Annotated in this window: 12 protein-coding genes; 9 read left to right on the top strand and 3 right to left on the bottom strand. The window is 41.4% G+C overall.

The features are described from left to right. Positions 1–150: 150 nt before the first annotated feature. From WDA22_17130 to WDA22_17120, 3 genes are all read right to left on the bottom strand, one after another. On the bottom strand, positions 151–882 hold the full coding sequence (locus tag WDA22_17130; GenBank protein ID MFA5835205.1) for an ABC transporter ATP-binding protein: 732 nt from the start codon (positions 880–882) through the stop codon (positions 151–153). An 86-nt stretch (positions 883–968) separates the two neighbouring features. After that, positions 969–2,468, bottom strand: a complete 1,500-nt coding sequence (locus WDA22_17125; protein ID MFA5835204.1) for an NEW3 domain-containing protein — start codon at positions 2,466–2,468, stop codon at positions 969–971. A gap of 61 nt (positions 2,469–2,529) precedes the next feature. Then, positions 2,530–3,324, bottom strand: a complete 795-nt coding sequence (locus WDA22_17120; protein MFA5835203.1) for a PDZ domain-containing protein — start codon at positions 3,322–3,324, stop codon at positions 2,530–2,532. A 106-nt stretch (positions 3,325–3,430) separates the two neighbouring features. Here WDA22_17120 and WDA22_17115 point away from each other — a divergent pair, with 106 nt between their 5' ends. From WDA22_17115 to WDA22_17075, 9 genes are all read left to right on the top strand, one after another. Continuing rightward, on the top strand, positions 3,431–5,053 hold the full coding sequence (locus tag WDA22_17115; GenBank protein MFA5835202.1) for a HAMP domain-containing sensor histidine kinase: 1,623 nt from the start codon (positions 3,431–3,433) through the stop codon (positions 5,051–5,053). After that, positions 5,053–5,754 (top strand): response regulator transcription factor, encoded by a 702-nt coding sequence (locus WDA22_17110; protein ID MFA5835201.1) that lies wholly within the window; start codon positions 5,053–5,055, stop codon positions 5,752–5,754. Before WDA22_17115 ends, WDA22_17110 begins: the two co-directional genes overlap by 1 nt. 102 nt (positions 5,755–5,856) lie before the next feature. Continuing rightward, on the top strand, positions 5,857–6,849 hold the full coding sequence (locus tag WDA22_17105; GenBank protein MFA5835200.1) for a carboxypeptidase-like regulatory domain-containing protein: 993 nt from the start codon (positions 5,857–5,859) through the stop codon (positions 6,847–6,849). 4 nt (positions 6,850–6,853) lie between these two features. Next, complete coding sequence (locus WDA22_17100; GenBank protein ID MFA5835199.1) at positions 6,854–8,329, top strand: sigma 54-interacting transcriptional regulator; 1,476 nt, start codon at positions 6,854–6,856, stop codon at positions 8,327–8,329. Positions 8,330–8,521: 192 nt separating this feature from the next. Continuing rightward, positions 8,522–10,033, top strand: a complete 1,512-nt coding sequence (locus tag WDA22_17095) for a serine/threonine-protein kinase (protein ID MFA5835198.1) — start codon at positions 8,522–8,524, stop codon at positions 10,031–10,033. A 29-nt stretch (positions 10,034–10,062) separates the two neighbouring features. Further along, a complete protein-coding gene (locus WDA22_17090) occupies positions 10,063–10,953 on the top strand; it encodes a hypothetical protein (GenBank protein ID MFA5835197.1) in 891 nt (296 codons plus the stop codon). Between the two features lie 265 nt (positions 10,954–11,218). Further along, the gene (locus tag WDA22_17085; protein ID MFA5835196.1) at positions 11,219–13,825 is read left to right on the top strand and encodes a carboxypeptidase regulatory-like domain-containing protein; all 2,607 of its coding nucleotides are present in this window, start codon (positions 11,219–11,221) and stop codon (positions 13,823–13,825) included. 523 nt (positions 13,826–14,348) lie between these two features. Then, on the top strand, positions 14,349–17,285 hold the full coding sequence (locus tag WDA22_17080) for a two-component regulator propeller domain-containing protein (protein ID MFA5835195.1): 2,937 nt from the start codon (positions 14,349–14,351) through the stop codon (positions 17,283–17,285). Positions 17,286–17,391: 106 nt separating this feature from the next. After that, a complete protein-coding gene (locus WDA22_17075) occupies positions 17,392–18,051 on the top strand; it encodes a response regulator transcription factor (protein ID MFA5835194.1) in 660 nt (219 codons plus the stop codon). Positions 18,052–18,179: the final 128 nt, after the last annotated feature.

The following is an 18,179-nucleotide window of genomic DNA, read 5'->3' as shown; positions in this document are numbered from 1 at the left end:
AAAATACTTAGGATATGTCATCGCAAGGAGTGCCGATGATGTTGATTGAGACAACGTGGCGATCTCGCTTTTTCACGCTCAAGATCGATTGCTTCGTTGTTCATCCACCGGTCGTTGGATTCACTTCTTGCAATGACAAAAGTGAAAAAATTATTCGTTCACGCCAGCCATGTAATTCATATACAATTTTTCTAAATTCTCTCCGGAAAGTTCAGTACGTTTTTTTTGCATCACCAAATTTCCTTGACGCATGATACCAATGGTATCGGCAGATTCTTTTGCTCGAAAAATATCATGTGTCGACATCAGGATTGCTTTCCCTTCATCCCGCAATGATTCGAGCAGCTGCATAAATTCAAATCCGGATTTTGGATCAAGTCCGGAGGTTGGTTCATCCAGCAGAATGGCTGGTGCGTCCTTTAAGATTGCAATTGCAATTCCGCATTTCTGCCGCATCCCTTTGGAGAACCCTTTGAGCTTTTTATTATGTGCCTCTTCCTGTAATCCGACACGCAAAAGCACGCTGCGATAATCATCCTTTGTGTATTGCGTTTTCCCGCCTAGACGAACAAAATAATCCAGATTTTGAAGTGCCGTGAAGTTTGTATACAGCATCACGTTTTCCGAAACGAAAGCGATATGTTGTTTCGCTTTCAGCGGTTCTACATGTGTTGGGATTCCGGCAATTCTTGCTTCACCTGATGTCGGTTTGAGAAAATTCAAAAAGATGTTAATCGTTGTCGTTTTTCCTGCGCCGTTTCCGCCGAGCATTGCAAAGATTTCCCCCGGTTGAACGGAAAAAGAAATGTTGTTTACCGCAAGAGCGCCGTCCTCATATCGTTTTGTCAAATCAATTGCTTCTAACAGTGGTTGGTGTTCCATAATAAATTTCCTCCTTTATGTTGTTAACCCTGAACAAGTCTCGTCCGATCTTTGGACGAGACGCGTTGAAGGGTCACAATGATGAATTATCTCTTAGACAATTTAATTCCGTACCACACGATCCCTGAGATAACTCCCAGGATCAATAATACAACGACAATTGTTCCCCAGATATTTGTTTCTGTCTGGATCTCTGCCGTAATGGTTTTGTCCTCACCATTTACCGGTTGATTATCCGAGAGAGCGGTAGTACGGAGACGAATTTCATACCGCCCGGTTGAAATATCTTTTGGCGGAGTAAACTCCAATATGATCCGTTTTTCCTCTGAAATATCAAGCGATTGTATCACCATCGGATCAATCTTCTTTGTCCAGTTCAAAGGAACATCCGCTTCGATTTTTAAATTGTCCAGACGGCGCGTTCCTTCGTTAATCAATTCTATCGAAAGCTGAATTTTCCCATCAGGTTTAATGGAGTGAAACAACTGTTGTGCGCGGACAAGAAGACGTCCTTTTCCGCGGGGGACAAGCTCTAATTTTACATACCCGATCTGCAATTTTTCGATCTCTTCCAGTGTCCATGTGCGGGAGCCGACATTTTTAAATTCATCCATTCGATCGCGCGGAATAACCAGCACGAAGAATGGCATTGGTTTATCCATTTGAATTTCCGACGAAGGACGATCGGGAAGAGAAACATCCAACGCAGCACGGCGAGTGTTAGCATTCTCCAGAAATTTGAACTGGCTTAATCGTGCCTGCGTCTGAGGATCTTTGAAGTATCGGTTCAATTGCTGCGGCAAATTGACTACTTCCAATCCGAATGTGTTCGATGTGCCGCTGAAAAGTTCCAGTGTCAGATCGTACGTTGCAGTTTTTCCAAGCTCAGCTTCCTGCGAAAATTGCTGCGATTGAACAATCACTGTATTTTGCGATGCATCCTTTTGAAGAAATATTTTCATCGTGCGAGAAGAACCGTTACCATAAATGACATTGACGACAACCGCATCAAGATCCTGCAGCAGAATAAAATCCAAATCTTTTGGATGGCCGAATCGAAGCTCATCAATCTTTGCTTCGTATGGCTGGCTGATTATGGAATTGTCGGTATTGGCGATTGAAACGTAGATGTTGGGTATGACATCGGGTTGCAAAGAGCGGAAGAGTTGATCTTCCATTTTAATCAGTTTTTGAAATTCAGCATTTCCTCCGGAAGTGTTAATCAGAGTGATGCGGACATGTTTCTTTCCGTCTCGTGTCTGATATTTCACTGCTTTCTCAACGGAAATAAACTGCGTTTCAAATAGAACAGCAAGGAGCGATTGCTGATAGTTTACCTCTGCATCAGAAAACGAAACTTTTGCCCGATCCAGTTCTGCTTGCGAGAGCAATCCTTTCTTAAAGAGATCCTGCTGGCGCTGAAATTCATTTCTGCTAAATTCGAACGCCTCTTTTGCACGTTTTAATCCGAGTAGACGGTATTTATCGTCTCGCTGATTGAAATAAGGATTTGCCTGCGCATAAATTCGATCGGACAAAATCGATGCAGATAAAAATAAAATAATATAAAAGATAAGGTGCTTCATAATGAATGTCGGGACGGACGCACTTGTCCGCCAATAAAAGTGCAAACAACCAATAAAATAATTATTGCTTCATGATCATTCTGCCCATCGGTTTTGGCTTGCTGAAAATCTCTTTCAGCTCTTTTCCATCGCGAGAAACAACGATCGTCACTTTGTCTCCTTCATGTAATTCGGTATACTCCGATGAGAATTCTTCAGCCGATGAAACAGATTTGCCGTTTATTGAGACAAGAATATCTCCCTGCTTTGGTTCAAATGATTTGAAATTATTAGAAACACTCGGCAGTGTGGAGATCACTACGGCAGATTTGTTTTTTGTTCCCACAACCAATCCTAAAGCGGGGAGAACCTCTTCGCCCTCTTTTTTCTCCATGCGCATCACCATCCCTCCACGACTTCCTTCTTTATTCAATTCTTCCTCACTTTTCTTGATGAATTTTGCAATCATCAAATTCTCTCCCCGTTTTAATCCCACTTTAAATTCTTCACCAACGTTGGCATGCTCATATTGTGCCCGCAGTTCTTTTATGCTATTCACTTTTTTCCCGTTTGCCATCAGCACATGATCATCTTTTTGGATATCGGAATTCTCCTTTTCATGATTTCCGAGAATAACTTCAACGATCAATAGATCATTCTTGGGTACGATCACAGCTCCCAGTTCACGAACAATTAGGGCATCATCCATGGAAAATGAGCGGGTGATCCGTTTTGATTCTTGACTATACGATGTGTTGAGTGTGAGAAGGGCGACGATTAGCGTGGCGAAAAAATATTTCATGGTATCTCCTTCGTTGTGTATTGTATTGATGTGCTGTTTTGACGACAAATCTACACCAGCAGTTGCACGATTCATAGTTAAAGAGTGTTATGAAGTGTTAAAAAATGTTAAACGGAGAGATTTTGTGATCGGAGATTGTTAGATTATAGACGTGAAAAAAGAGAAACGACATATTGCATTTATGATTGCAGCAGTTTCAGCCGCCCTTATCGGCTTGATATCGATGCAAATCTATTTATTAATGGATTCCTACGAACAAAAAGAACAGGCGTTTGATCGCAATGTGTTGAATGCTCTGAATTTGGTTTCGCAACAAATTGAAAAAGAAGAATCAGCATCAAAAATCTTCAACGTTGCAATGACGCTCCCTGATCTCCCTCAAAAGAAAGGGAAAAAGAAGATTATCCGGTTTCTCCAAAATGATTCTACCCATGTTCTTGGAAAACAGGAGGGGAATGCCGGTTTCTCCTGGATAATTTCGGATACTGTAAAAAGCGGACAAGGGAAGCAGATGCGTGTGGAAGTGTTCCATTCGTCCGGTGTTGATACGATGACATCGGTCATAGTGAAACAAAAATCTGGAAAATCGAACGGTAAGCAATCATTTGCGTATAGTTATTCCACTGATAATTCAGAAATTCAGATTAAAGCAAGCGACAATAATTCACCGACGATGATTCTTCGAGATACAACCAAAAAACGCCGTGGTGAGATTGTTGCACAAGTAGTTGATAAATTGTTTCTGATCGAAACCTTACCAATTGAAGAACGATTGGATCTGGGAAAACTTGATTCATTGATTACACAATCACTTTCCGGAGTCGGAATATCATTGCCGTATAGTTTTCGTGTGACGGTAGGGGATCACGATTCAATCAAATTGTCCAATGATTCATCAAAAGGGAAATCGCTTATCGTTACTCCGTTCAAAACACGGTTATTCCCTAATGATGTTATTTCTCCGCGCTATGAGCTCGCACTCTTTCTTCCCGATAAATCTTCATTTGTGTTACGTGAGATGACAATGCTGCTGGTGATGTCCTTATTATTTATGTCGATCATCATTGCCAGTTTTATTTATACGTTACGAGTGATTGTCATTCAAAAACGATTAGCGGCCTCCATTATCGATTTTATTAACAATATGACGCATGAGTTCAAAACTCCGATTTCCACTATTGCACTTGCTTCTGAAGCAATCGCAAAACCGGATGTGTTAAAAAGTAAACCGAAGATTTTGAAATACAACTCATTGATTGTTGATGAAAATAACCGGATGAAGCATCAGGTTGATACAATCTTACAGATGGCGGTCCTTGAAGAGGGTGAATTCGAATTAAAATTCGTCGAAGTGGATATGCATTCCATAATTCGGCAGGCCGTGAAAAATATCTCGCTTCAGATCGAACAACGAAATGGGAAAATTACTCCACACCTAAATGCTTCGAGCGCGCTTGTAAAAGGAGATGCTCTTCATTTGGCGAATATTATTCATAATGTTTTAGATAATGCCGTTAAATATTCTTCAGCAATTCCCACAATCACTATTGAAACGGAATTGTCAGGTTCGAATCTTTCCATCCGAATTACCGACAACGGTATTGGGATTACCAAGGAGGATGAAGCGAGAGTGTTTGATAAATATTATCGGGTTTCTACCGGCAATACGCACGATATAAAAGGATTTGGACTTGGCTTGAGTTATGTAAAATTGATTGTTGAAGCGCATCATGGAACAGTTTCTTTGAACAGTAAAATAGGGGAAGGGACAATAGTGACGGTTTTGCTGCCCATCGCACCTTAATGAAACCTAAACAGCAAATATTACTTCTGGAAGATGATACAAATCTCGGATTTATCCTCAAAGAACATTTGGAGATGAATGGTTTCACCGTACAATTATGCAATAATGGAGTTGACGGAATTGCATCGTTTCGAAAAACTGCATTCTCCCTCTGTCTTGTTGATGTCATGATGCCGAAGAAGGATGGATTCACATTTGTTAAGGATATTCGTCTGCATGATCAACAAACACCAGTCATTTTTTTGACGGCAAAATCTTTAAAAGAAGATCGAATTGAAGGATTAAAGATCGGTGCTGACGATTATATCACCAAGCCATTCAGTATGGAAGAATTACTACTTCGTATCACCGCTGTGTTGAAACGAACATCACCTGTTGAATTGAATGGAGATGAGCCTGCACAATTTTCCATTGGCAAAATCCTTTTTGATGTTCAAAAATCACATTTGAAGATCAGTGACAAAAAAAAGATTTCGTTGACCACAAAAGAGGCGCAATTACTTACGGTATTGTGCAGATATAAAAACAAGGTTGTTGAACGTGAACTTATTCTCAATAGTGTCTGGGAGAGCAACTCCTATTATTCAGCCCGTAGCATGGATGTGTATGTTTCCAAACTTCGAAAGTATCTCAAAAATGATCCGAATGTATCCATTGCAAATGTGCATGGTAAGGGATACAAACTGCTTGTTGATGCATAACACACTCTGATTCCTTCCTTTTTACATTTTTCATCTTCGTACTGTCTTATATCTGATTTTTACGGTTTTTTCGCTAAAATATTGTAAATTCATACATTACAGATGAAAATCACTACGACAATTCTCTTTATTGGACTTTTCCTGACCGGGTGCGTTGATGATGTACCACGTGACAATCCGCTTGATCCCGAATCGGCAGGATACAAAAAGGAAGGAAGCGTGAATGGGCGGATAATTATTGCCAACCAGTCCTCTGGAATTTCAGGGGCTGTCGTGAGGAATAGCAATGAATCCGTATCAGTTACCACGGATTCTTCCGGTCACTTCTCGTTTTTAAAACTCTCCGAAGGGAAACACAGTTTTATCGTAACAAAACAGAATTTTACCAATGATACTTTCAACGTTTCCGTGCAATCAGGTTCAGCGTCTCAGATTGTTCGTGGATTGAATGGTGCCCCGATAGTCACATTTCAACAGATTCTGACACGAAAGATTGATCAATATTTTCCCAGTCCGCAATATTTTGTGGATGTGACAGCATCGGTGAGCGATCCGAACGGAATTGCCGACCTCGATTCTGTCTGGTTTGGAGTCGATTCGCTAAAATATCCTCTAACATATTCCGTAACGACAAAAAATTTTCACGCAACTATTTATAAATACGATCTTCCGACAAATACCATTCAATATTTAGTCGGCAGACCGTTGACGGTTATTTCTCGTGATGTGAATAAAGCGGTAAATATCAGTGCGCCATTTTTTATTACACGTGTGATTGAAAATGAAGCATCACCCATATCCCCCTCTCCGTTTGTGGACGATACGGTATCGGCAGATTCACTTATGTTCAAATGGTCTCCTCCTAATGTTACTTACAATTATTCTTATACTCTTTCTCTTTCTCGTGTTGACGCCGGTACGCAGACTGTCGTATGGTCACTTATTGGATTGAATTCTAGTAATGAAAGTTATGATTTTTATACACATCCCGGTCGTCCAATGCTTCTTCCCGGAAGTTATGTTTGGACAGTCTCAGTGGTTGACGATTTTGGAAATTATGGACGCTCAAAAGAATCTGCATTTGTCATAAAATAAAATTATGGAAAATCAAAAAGACAATTTTAACGCGCTATTTGAGATAACCCGGACGGTCAATTCCATTTTGGAACCGGGTGCATTGTTGGAGAAGGTGCTGGAGATTGCTATGACGCATCTTTCCGCCGAACGTGGATTTGTAATGCTTGCTGATGATAAGAGCGAGAGTGGTTATACTGTTGTTGCTCTGAAGAATTTTAATTCCAAAAAAGCGGGAGATGAATTTGCTGCTTCTTCATCTGTCGTCACAACAGTTCTACAATCAGGCGAGCCGGTATTGACATTCGACGCGATGAGCGATGAACGATTTGAATCGTCAGTCAGCATTATGGCACAGAAAATTCTTTCGATCATCTGCATTCCTCTCCGTGCGGGAGAACGAATTGGCGGAGCTGTCTATCTCGACAGCAGCAAATCTCGCAAAGCATTCACCGAGGATGCATTGAAATTTCTGACTGTTTTTGGAAGTTTGGCCGCGATTGCAATTGAGAATGCTCAACGGTATTCAATTCTGGAATCACAAAATACAAGATTAAAGAATGAAGTGGATGTCTCTCATCTGTTCAGCAATATCATCGGAAAGAGTGAAAAGTGGAGGAAAGTACTCGAGATTTCGCAGCGCGTACTGGATGTTGATGCAGCAGTGTTGATCACCGGCGAAAGCGGGACGGGTAAGGAACTGATCGCGCGTGCAATCCATGAGCATGGAACACGAAAAGGACAAGCATTCGTTGCCGTGAACAGTTCGGCATTGCCGGAAAATTTGATGGAGAGTGAATTGTTCGGTTACGTAAAAGGTTCATTTACCGGAGCGGCTTCCGATAAAAAAGGATTAGTGGAAGTAGCGAATGGCGGTACGCTTTTTTTGGATGAAATCGGCGAGTTGCCATTGACACTGCAGGCGAAAATCCTCCGCCTGCTCCAGGAAAAAGAATATCGGCGCGTTGGGGATACGGTCAATAAGAGTGCAAACATTCGTATCATTGCTGCCACAAACAAAGACCTGAAAGAAGAAGTGAAAGCAAATCGTTTTCGAGAGGACCTTTTTTTCCGATTAAATGTGATTGGTATCCATCTACCCCCGCTTCGAGAACGGAAAGATGATATTCCGTTGCTGGCAAATTATTTTGTGAAGAGAGCTGCTGAAAATTATAAACGTCCCATCGACAGTGTTCACCCCGATGCTATGCAATTGATGCTCGCTAATCAATGGAAAGGAAATGTGCGGGAGTTTCAGAATGTCATTGAACGGGCCGTTGTATTGTGCCGAGGAACTCAGTTGATAAAAGATGATTTCTTGTTCGACTCCAGCGATCAATCCGTGCTGCAGAAAAATGCCATGACGCTTGCCGATTTCGAACGACAGTTAATCGAAACAACGTTATCAGAAATGAACGGTAACAGGACCAGAACAGCGGAAAAACTTGGTGTTTCGCTCCGCTGGCTGCAATATCGCATTAAAGAATGGAGTAGCGAGTAAAGATATTGGCACAAAACAAAAAATGGTTTCAAAAATCCTAAATCAATCACATTGTTAACTTCACTTTCCGGAGATTGCTTTGGTCACTGCGCTCTTTCGCAATGGCCCCATTTTTGAAACAATTCAATTAAAAAACATATTTTCAAATTAGTCCTTTGTGTCTTTGTGTGAGCATTGGTAAGTTGTAAAACGATGAACGGTACACAATTCAAAATAGAGCAGAAGCTTAACGAAAGCGGCTCGACGATTGTTTATAAAGCATTCGACGAAGTGCTTCATCGCAACGTTTTGCTAAAAGTGCTTCATAAACACCTCGCGAATGATGCCGATCTGCGTCAACGGTTTGTTCGTGAGGCAAGGTCGTGCGCTGCGCTACGGAGCGAACATATTGTGCAGGTGTACGACCTGACGGAAATTGATGGCGCTCCGGCAATTGTCATGGAGTTTGTTGAAGGAGAATCATTAAAAGAACTGATTGCAAAAGGAACAAACAATAATCTTGAGTTCGCAAAAAAAACAGCCATTCATATCCTTCGTGGACTATCGATTGCGCATGAACAGGGAATCATTCACCGCGACATTAAACCGGGAAATATTCTCGTTTCTGAACGAGACATGATGAAAGTGACTGACTTCGGACTTGCATATGTTGCACTTTCTCCGACGGTGACGATGGAGGGAATGGTTCTAGGGACTCCTGCCTATATGGCACCGGAACAGGTTCGCGGAGATGAGCTTGATGCTCGCACTGATCTTTTTGCTCTTGGTGTGACACTTGTTGAAATTTTAAGTGGAGAGCGGATCTTTGAAGGATCGACATATACAGAATGTATGCGAAAAGTACTAGCATTCAAGACTGATCAGTTACAACGGTTTGATGCGGCATCATCACCGGAATTCTCTCAGTTTCTGCAACGAATGCTACACCCCAAAAAAGAAGAACGTTTTTCTTCAGCGCGCGAAGCATTGAATTTTATCGACGAAAAAAAATCATCCGTCTTTATCCACCCGATTACATCAACGTCTAAAAAGCAATTGATACCGATCGGAATCGGGGTTGCAGCCATAGCAGCAATTATGCTTTTTGGGTGGATGACATTTTCGCAGCGGACACCCACTCAACAACAGCAATTACTTTCTCCGTCACAAAATTCTGTTGTTGATTCTTCCGTTGATAATAATGTTAAGAAAGAAGCTCAACAGGTCGAGCCTTTTCAGAAACAAACCGTAATTCCTCTATCGGAAAAAACCGAAGAAAAGGTTAATGCTGTTGTGCAAAAAGATTCGGCGAAGGTATTTCTGACAAGCACGCCGTGGGCAAAAGTATTTGTGAACAACCAATTGATCGGGGAGACTCCGATGGCAAAGCCGATCATTCTGGCAACAGGAAATCATACCATCATGTTTGCAAATCCATCGTTTGATCCAATTGTGAAATCAATTAATGTTGAATCGAACAAGGAAATGACCGTCATGGGAAATTTTATCGATCACGCCGGATATTTGCAATGTATCGTTACGCCTTGGGCAGAAGTGTTTGTGGATGAACAATACAAGGATACGACACCTCTTTCTAAACCGATGATGCTTTCTGCCGGAAAACATACTGTTCGATTTAAAAATGCAGCATATTCCGATATTGTAAAAGATATTATTGTGAAAGTAAAAGACACCACCTTACTTACGATTGTACTTTTAAAATGACTATTAGCGATCTCAATAATACCATATCTATGTCAATTCGAGGTCGACGTTTTCTGTCCGACGAAAAAATTAATAGTACATTCAAATTCTTCATCCTGCTTTACGGAGTTCGGATTGACGAGAGACTCAGTTTTGCCATAGCATCAAAATTCATTGTTATACTTTTGTTTTTAGCAGTGTTTTCTGCAAACGGATTGGCACAAGTTGTATCTCGAGATTCTACTCTTACTGCGATTGAATCTCTCTATAACAGTGGACAGTATCTTTTCGCAGAATTGGAAGCGCGCAGAACTCTGGAAGAACCCGATCTGAATGATTCGACAAAAGTGCAGATCGAAAAGTGGATTGCTTTTTCTCTGATTGCACAAGGGAAATCTGCTATCGCAAAGGAACGATTTATTCTTTTATTTAGGATCGATGATGCATTCGAACTTGATCCTGTTTTAACATCGCCGAAAATTCTTTCTGTCTTCAATGATGCAAAATCAAAATTCATCGCTCAAAAAAAGAGTGCACCCCCGGATACTACTAGCTTAAGTGTTGAACATTCGACAGAATCATCGACAATATCATTTCGGACGATTGTTTTTCCTGGTTGGGAACAAATCCACCAAAACCGAACAGGATCGGGATATATGTTTTTGGGAGCGGGCGCAGTTACCCTTGCTTCAGGTTTTGCCTTTGAATTCCTTCGCTCCGGTGCCAGAGAAGATTATCTTCAAGCATCAAGTGTATCGGAAATTTCTTCGAAATATGATACATATAACACATATCGTAAAGCTGAGATTTATTCGTTTACCGCATTTGCTCTGATTTATATTGTTTCAGAAATCGACGTGTTTACCGGATCCAATATGAATATTCAATCCGCGTATTCAATTCGTGGGGGAAATCAGATGGTTTTCACAGTCCGATTTTAACCAATTTTTCAACGCAAATTGTGCGTTAACCATGCAAAGTTTGCATAGATAAAGACAATAAATCCCTGGAATTTGACAATTTTCAGGGATTTTTGTTGTGGTACGATGGTTGCAGTAGATCTTATGTCGTTCTCACATTCAAATGCTTCAATTTCCGTGGATTTTGGTTCTGTCCAATCCCACGGAATGAACTTGGACCTCCAGCAACGTGGAGGATATATTTTTTTAACATCGGTAAACAGTAATCATTTTTTTTGGAGGAAATATGAATAAACGCCTTACTATTATTTTGCTAGCTCTGCTTGGGGTTGTTTTACTTCTCGCCCAAACAACGAAGTCCGAGATAAAATTGGTCGCCACGAAAATAGAAATGAACGGCCAGGTAAAATTACTTTGGACGAAAGCGCACAACGCGGATAATACCACTCAATACAATCTCTATCGAGCTACGTATTCCGACACAGTTGGTACAATCATGTATACCGGCAGCGATACATCATTTGTCGATCAAGTTCCACCGACGATGTCTCCGTTGCCGCAGATATTTGCATATAGAGTTGTCGCAAAAACCGGTGTGAATGTTGAAGTGAGTAATGTGTTTTTAGTTCAGCTGCCAGGACTTCCACCGTACGGAACATTTCGGTTGGAAGGGAAGATTGACAGCGGAAAAGTAAAACTCTTATGGCAAGTTCCACCGGTGAATACGCCGGTTAGTTATTATCTGGTGTACCGTGCTCTTGCAAACGGAATTATTGCCCCTTCGTTGGAAAATGCTGAACTGATAGATTCGACACAAAATCAGTACTCTATCACAAAAGTTCCTGACGTCTCTCTGGGTGGACACTTAATCTATACATTTGTTGTTCGTGCAAAACTCTCCACGGGTGTATTTCTCACAAGCACATTTCTTAATCTGACCATTGAAAACAAGATTCCGAGAGATAATATAAAATTTATTTCTATTCCTAATCAGAATGCTCAAATGAATGTTCCATACATCTATACAGCCAAAGCGGTCTCTTCTGATCCGACCGCAGTGATTCGTTATTTTGGATGGGGACAAAATCAAATGGGCTGGCCGGTTACAGAAAATTTCAAAATCGATTCAATAACTGGTGTTGTTACCTGGACGCCGCAATTAAAAGGATTAATCAAAATTGCTATTACTGCAAAATCCAATAAAGGCGGTGTAGCTAAACAAGAGTTTGTTGTAAGTGCATCCGGCGGAAATGGAATTATTCAAGGGAAAATAACTGACACACTGAACGTCGGTATTCCGAATGCGATCATTGAAGTCTATAAAACAGAGACCAGTACAAATCTTTCATTTGCATATTCTGTTCGAACAGATCCAAATGGAAATTACAGAATCCATCGTGTTGACCCGGGAAATTATAAACTGCGTGCCAATGCTCCTTCTACAAAATATCAAAGTCAATGGTATGACGGCAAGCGTGAAGTATCACTGGCAGATATCGTCACAGTGATCGATTCTCCGGCAGTCTCCATTGCGAATTTTAAACTTCGCGGCGGCGTGATGAATGCTGCAAAAGTAAAAATCAACGGCACCGTCACCGATACAACCGGATTTGCAATTAATGGTGCGGAGACTCGTGTTGTGTTTGTCCGGGCAGAATTTGCATTGAATTTCGGAAGTGGAATGAATGCCGGTCTGGAAAATTTTCGCAAGTACTTTGAGTACAATATGCATGGTGATTTTAGGCTTGAAGGGAACTCAGAATATGTGATCAAAGCGAAAGTAGACTCCCTCGGAAATTATTCGGTGTTATTACCTCCAGGAGGATATATTGCTTTCGCTCGTGCAAAAGGATATGCAGTGGAATTTTATAATGAACAATCAAACATTCTTTCCGCTGATATTTTCCGCGCCCACAATGATACCGTAGGAATAGATTTTACATTGTCTCCATTACCTCCGGTTGTTTTGGGTGAAATTAAAGGTTCTGTTTTGGATTCTGTGAAAGATATCGTCGTTCCTTCCCGCGTTCTTGCGTTCCGCGATGGATGGCGATACAACGATATGCACCGCATCGGTCGTAGCTATATCACCGATACCGATTCACTGGGGATGTATAAATTTGGTGAACTACTCCCCGGAACATACATTGTTATGGCGCTTCCCCTTGGAAATTATGCACCGGCATTTTATTCCACTGACACAATGAATGTTCGCTGGAAACGTGCAACCAGAATTGAAGTGAATGGGAATAGCGTTGACAACATTGATATCTATGTGAAACAATTTGGTCCTTCCGGAAATGGATTCACCGCCATTACCGGCACGGTAAGCATCATGGGTGGAAATGGGATGATGAATGGATCGAATCGTGCGGGTGCTGTTGTCTATGCGTATCGTAATGGTGAAGCTGTGGGATATTCCTTTACCAACGCAGAAGGGAATTATGCAATTACAGGACTTTCGCCGGGACAATACTCAGTATTTGTAGATAAAGCGGGATATAATGAATCAAACGTTGCAAGCGTAAATGCTTCGTACGACATTAACGGAAGTCCATTAAGTGGTACGGCTAACTTTACGATCAACGGTGTGCTCAGCGTAACGGAGAATAAAAATTCTGTCCGACCCACACAATATATGTTGAATCAAAATTATCCAAACCCGTTCAATCCAAGCACAACAATTAAATATTCATTGCCAAACAATGGCAATATTACATTGAAAGTCTATAATCTTATTGGTCAGGAAGTAGCAACACTGATCAATTCGTATCAGACATCCGGCGAATATGCCGTAACATTTAATGCTTCCAATCTTTCAAGCGGCGTGTATTTCTACCGATTGGAATCCGGATCATTCAATGTCGTTAAGAAGATGATTTTAATGAAATAGTGTTGTATTCATAGAGGTGATTTCAAAAAAAGCGGATGAAAATCCGCTTTTTTTTTGAAGCAATGCATCAGCAAATATCATCACATCAGTGATCGAAATCGCGATAAAATCAGCATTGATTATTTCTTCAATTTGTCTGTTTCACCTTCCTCTCCGACTATTAAAAACTGCTGAGTTTATAAAAGTCCTGATTTTATAGGGCTTTCCCGAATAAAGATTAAGAAGATTATGCACATTTTAATCTCTTAAAGGTCTAATTCCCTCTACGAGGTCGTAGACCCGCCGCTTGCGGCGTCATTCCGGCGAAAGTCTACAAAGTGATGCCTTCGGCACCGGAATCCAGGACCTGGATGCCAGCGTACGCTGGTTCCGCTTTTTAGAATCCCGCTATGCGGAATCCGAAAGGCGGGACATGACAAGATACCTCGCGGCTTGCCGCGAGGACATTCATTACGGATGAGATGTTTTAGTATTCATAGACAATTTTGATTTTCCATCCATAATCTTTACTATAAATCTCAGTATGAAAAAGAGTACAATTTTATTTTTTATTATGTGCACTGCCGGCACGGTATTAGCTCAACGTCTGCCGGTGCAGACGTTTACCACACGAGACGGTCTTGTGTCAAATTTTATCACCGAAATCTATCAAGATTCGAAAGGGTATTTGTGGATTGGCACCGATGAAGGGGTGAGTATTTTTGACGGCGATAAGTTCAAAAATATCAGATTTGATGAAACGAAGGTATGGGGATACGTGAACGATATTCTTGAAAGCAAGGTTCATCCGGGGCAGATGTGGATTGCAACAAACGGCGGAGGTTTGATCCGATACGTGGACGGTGAAACGGAATTGTATTCTCTTGGGAAGAATCCGTTCTCAGATAATATCAATTCCATTATTGAAATGGAGGATGGATCGCTTTGGTGCGGGACAGATGACGGTCTGTACCACTTCAAAAATAATGAAGTAGAACACCTCCCATCTTCCGACTTGAAAACCTACGTAAAGTTTACAAAAAGTCTCGATGGGACAATTTGGTGTTTTGATGAGATGAACTTGTTTACGTTTTCTCCGGATACAAAAACACTCATTCGTCCGAGAGTGAAGGACCTCCCATTGGACAGCATTATTCATGTGAGTGCATTAGCTGATAGTTCGGTGGTGGTTCATGTCCGCAGAAAGAAGAATACGGAAGTATTTATTGTGAAAGATGAAACAGTCATAAAAAAGTACGAGCTATTTTTTCCTGCGGCATTATTTACCGTGCTTGGTCCGAACAAACAATATTGGATCGGGACGACCGAAGGGCTACAGATGGTTCAAGAAAGTGTCGGCAGTCCGTTCTTTTTGATCTACACTACTGCGAACGGATTACCAGTGAACGAACTGACGATTGGTTATCAGGATCGTGAACAGAATATCTGGTTTGGAAGTTTTGGACGCGGTATTACAAAACTGGAAACTCAGCAATCGACGCAATTTATTTTTCCGGGCATGTCTGGGAAAGGAATATCAGACCGCTTTGCTCATATTTGGATTCCGTCATCGCATGGTCTATACGAAGTGTGGAAAGATTCCGTTAATCAATGGAAAAAATTTCTCCATGTTATCAAAGTGAATAATAAAATTGCTCTTCCGATTGCTGTTGCAGTCGATTCTAATAATCATCTTTGGATTACCGACGCCGATGGTCAGCTTTCGTATCTTGAAGTGGTCAGAGATCATTTAACGAATTCATCACTGATCCAAAAATATTCAGTATCAGAAGAAAGCGGATTTCCGCGCGGATTGAATATTTCCCTCTTTATCGATTCAAAAAACATTCTTTGGTATGGCCTGTTACAGGGGGGAGTAGCAGGGATTGATTATTCATCAAAACCGAAGCTTGTTGCTCAATTTCATTATCAGAAAACTACACAACTTCGTGATGTTCGCGCACTCTATGAAGACAGAGCAGGAAATATTTGGGCGATGGGATTTGATCCTGAAAACAGAATTCTTAAGCGAACTTCCGAGGGGATTGTTTTGGATTCGACCGACCGGATATTGACAATGCTTCCCAAAATTCCATTCAGATCGATATTGGAAACGAATGATGGAACAATGTGGTTTGGATCAAGATATAACGGGCTTTTTTATTATAGAGACGGTAAACTCAAACAATGCACAACAAAAGACGGTTTAATTAGTAATCAGATTTGGAGTCTTGCAGAAACGCCGAATGGCGGAATTTTAATCGGAACACAGGCAGGGTTGATGCTAATGCCCGATCATCGAATTGAACGGTTCACATCGCTTCAGCAATATACAGAATCACCCGTACAAATAATTGCGTCTACACCGCAATTGACGTACGCGTTAACAAGATTTGAATTGACGATGTTTGATATTCCAAATAATATGTTGGCGGCAAAGTTTCCACAAGTACTCTTTACGTCCATCTTCGTCAATGGCAATCAACGGCGCGTAACAAACGACATCGAACTTTCCTCTACAGAGAATACAATCACGATTGATTATACGGCCATTTCGTTCCGCAACACAGGTGCTCTCCGCTTCCAATACAAGCTTGAACCGCTGGAAGAAGAGTGGCACATTGCCACAACAAATCGTTCAGTGACATACGCGCATCTCAGTCCCGGCAATTATATTTTTGCAGTCCGTGCACTCAATCAGGAGGGGAAACCAAGCGAAGTTTCGTCAATTCTATCTGTGAGTATTGCCACGCCGTTGTGGATGAGGTGGTGGTTTATTTCTCTTATGATTGCGGCGGCGTTGGGAGTTCTTGCAGCCATTGAACGTGTTCGGGTGCGCCGTTTGCTGGAGATCGAAAAAATTCGTTCACGCATTGCGGCAGACTTGCACGATGACATCGGTTCGGGATTGACGAGAATTGCATTATTGTCGGACATGATTCATCGTCAGTCGATTTCTGAGAAGAAACAGACCGATCTGCAGTTTACAGTTCCATCATTGACCGAAAAAGTCGGAGCGATCTCGCGTGAGCTGGTTGATGCGATGAGTGATGTTGTCTGGTCGATTGATCCAACGAATAGTTCCATGGAGCGCTTGTTACACCGCGTTCAAACCTTTGCGGTGGAAGTGTGTGAAGCGAAAGAGATCGAACTACAACTTACGGTCTCCGATGATTTGGATAAATTAAAAGTTGGTTCAGACAGTATCCGTGCTGTGTTGTTAGTAGTAAAAGAAGCGTTGACCAATGTTGTGCGCCATTCGAATGCGAAGAATGTTGCTGTCTCAATCAATGCTGTTAAACAGGATCTTGTCATAGAAATCAGCGACGACGGTAAGGGATTCGATATCAATGAACTTTCTCGGATGAACGGATTGACGAACATGAGACTGAGAATCGAAAAGATCGGAGGCCTGTTTACGCTGAATTCTAACAAGGGAAAAGGGACAACAGTCTTTGCGACAATTCCTCTGCACAGATAGAAACAAAAGTGAACGTTGTTTACCATTGTGTTCGAATTGACTACTGACTATATGTTCAGTTGAAAACTATCAGCACTTGTTGTAATTTATCTCGTAGAAAAACAGTATGACTGAAAAACAACCTAAATTCAAAGTAATCCACGTTGCCATTGTTGATGACGATGAAGAAATCCGCAATGGACTAAGCTGGATTATTCAACAAACCGACGGATACGAGCTCACAGGTGCATATAAAAATTACTCCGAAGCTTTACACGGAATTGCTGAAACACAACCGGATGTTGTACTGATGGATATCGGCCTTCCAGGAAAATCGGGGATTGAATGCGTACGCGAATTAAAAATACAATATCCTAAAGTACAGTTTGTTATGCAGACAGTGTACGCCGACGATGAAAATATTTTTCAATCGTTGCGTGCTGGTGCCGTTGGGTACTTGTTAAAGAAAACCCCTACAGCAAAATTTCTCCAGGCGATTAGTGATGCATATGAAGGGGGAGCTCCCATGAGCGGTGAGATCGCACGAAAAGTGCTGAACTATTTCCAAATGCCGCAAAAAAAGAAATCGACAGACTATGAACTTTCGGATCGTGAGATTGACGTTTTAAAGGAGTTGACGGAAGGGCATAGTTACAAATCCATTGCAGATAAATTGTTCGTCAGCGTTCACACAGTTCGTTTCCACCTCCATAATATCTACGAAAAACTCCACGTTTCATCACGCGCTGAAGCTGTGGCAAAAGTGATGAAAGAAAACGTGATTTAGATGAATCCCCGTCACTCTGAGCGAAGCGAAGAGTCTGAGTTACTATAACTCATTGAAATTACGTTCAGATTCTTCGTCCCTCACAGAGAAAAAACTATGAACGGGACTCAGAATGGTAGTGTAAGTGA

This window comes from Bacteroidota bacterium, assembly GCA_041658205.1.
GTDB lineage: Bacteria > Bacteroidota > Ignavibacteria > UBA10030 > UBA8401 > UBA8401.
Note: the sequence above shows the minus strand (reverse complement) of the source record. Positions and strands in the feature narration are given on the sequence as shown.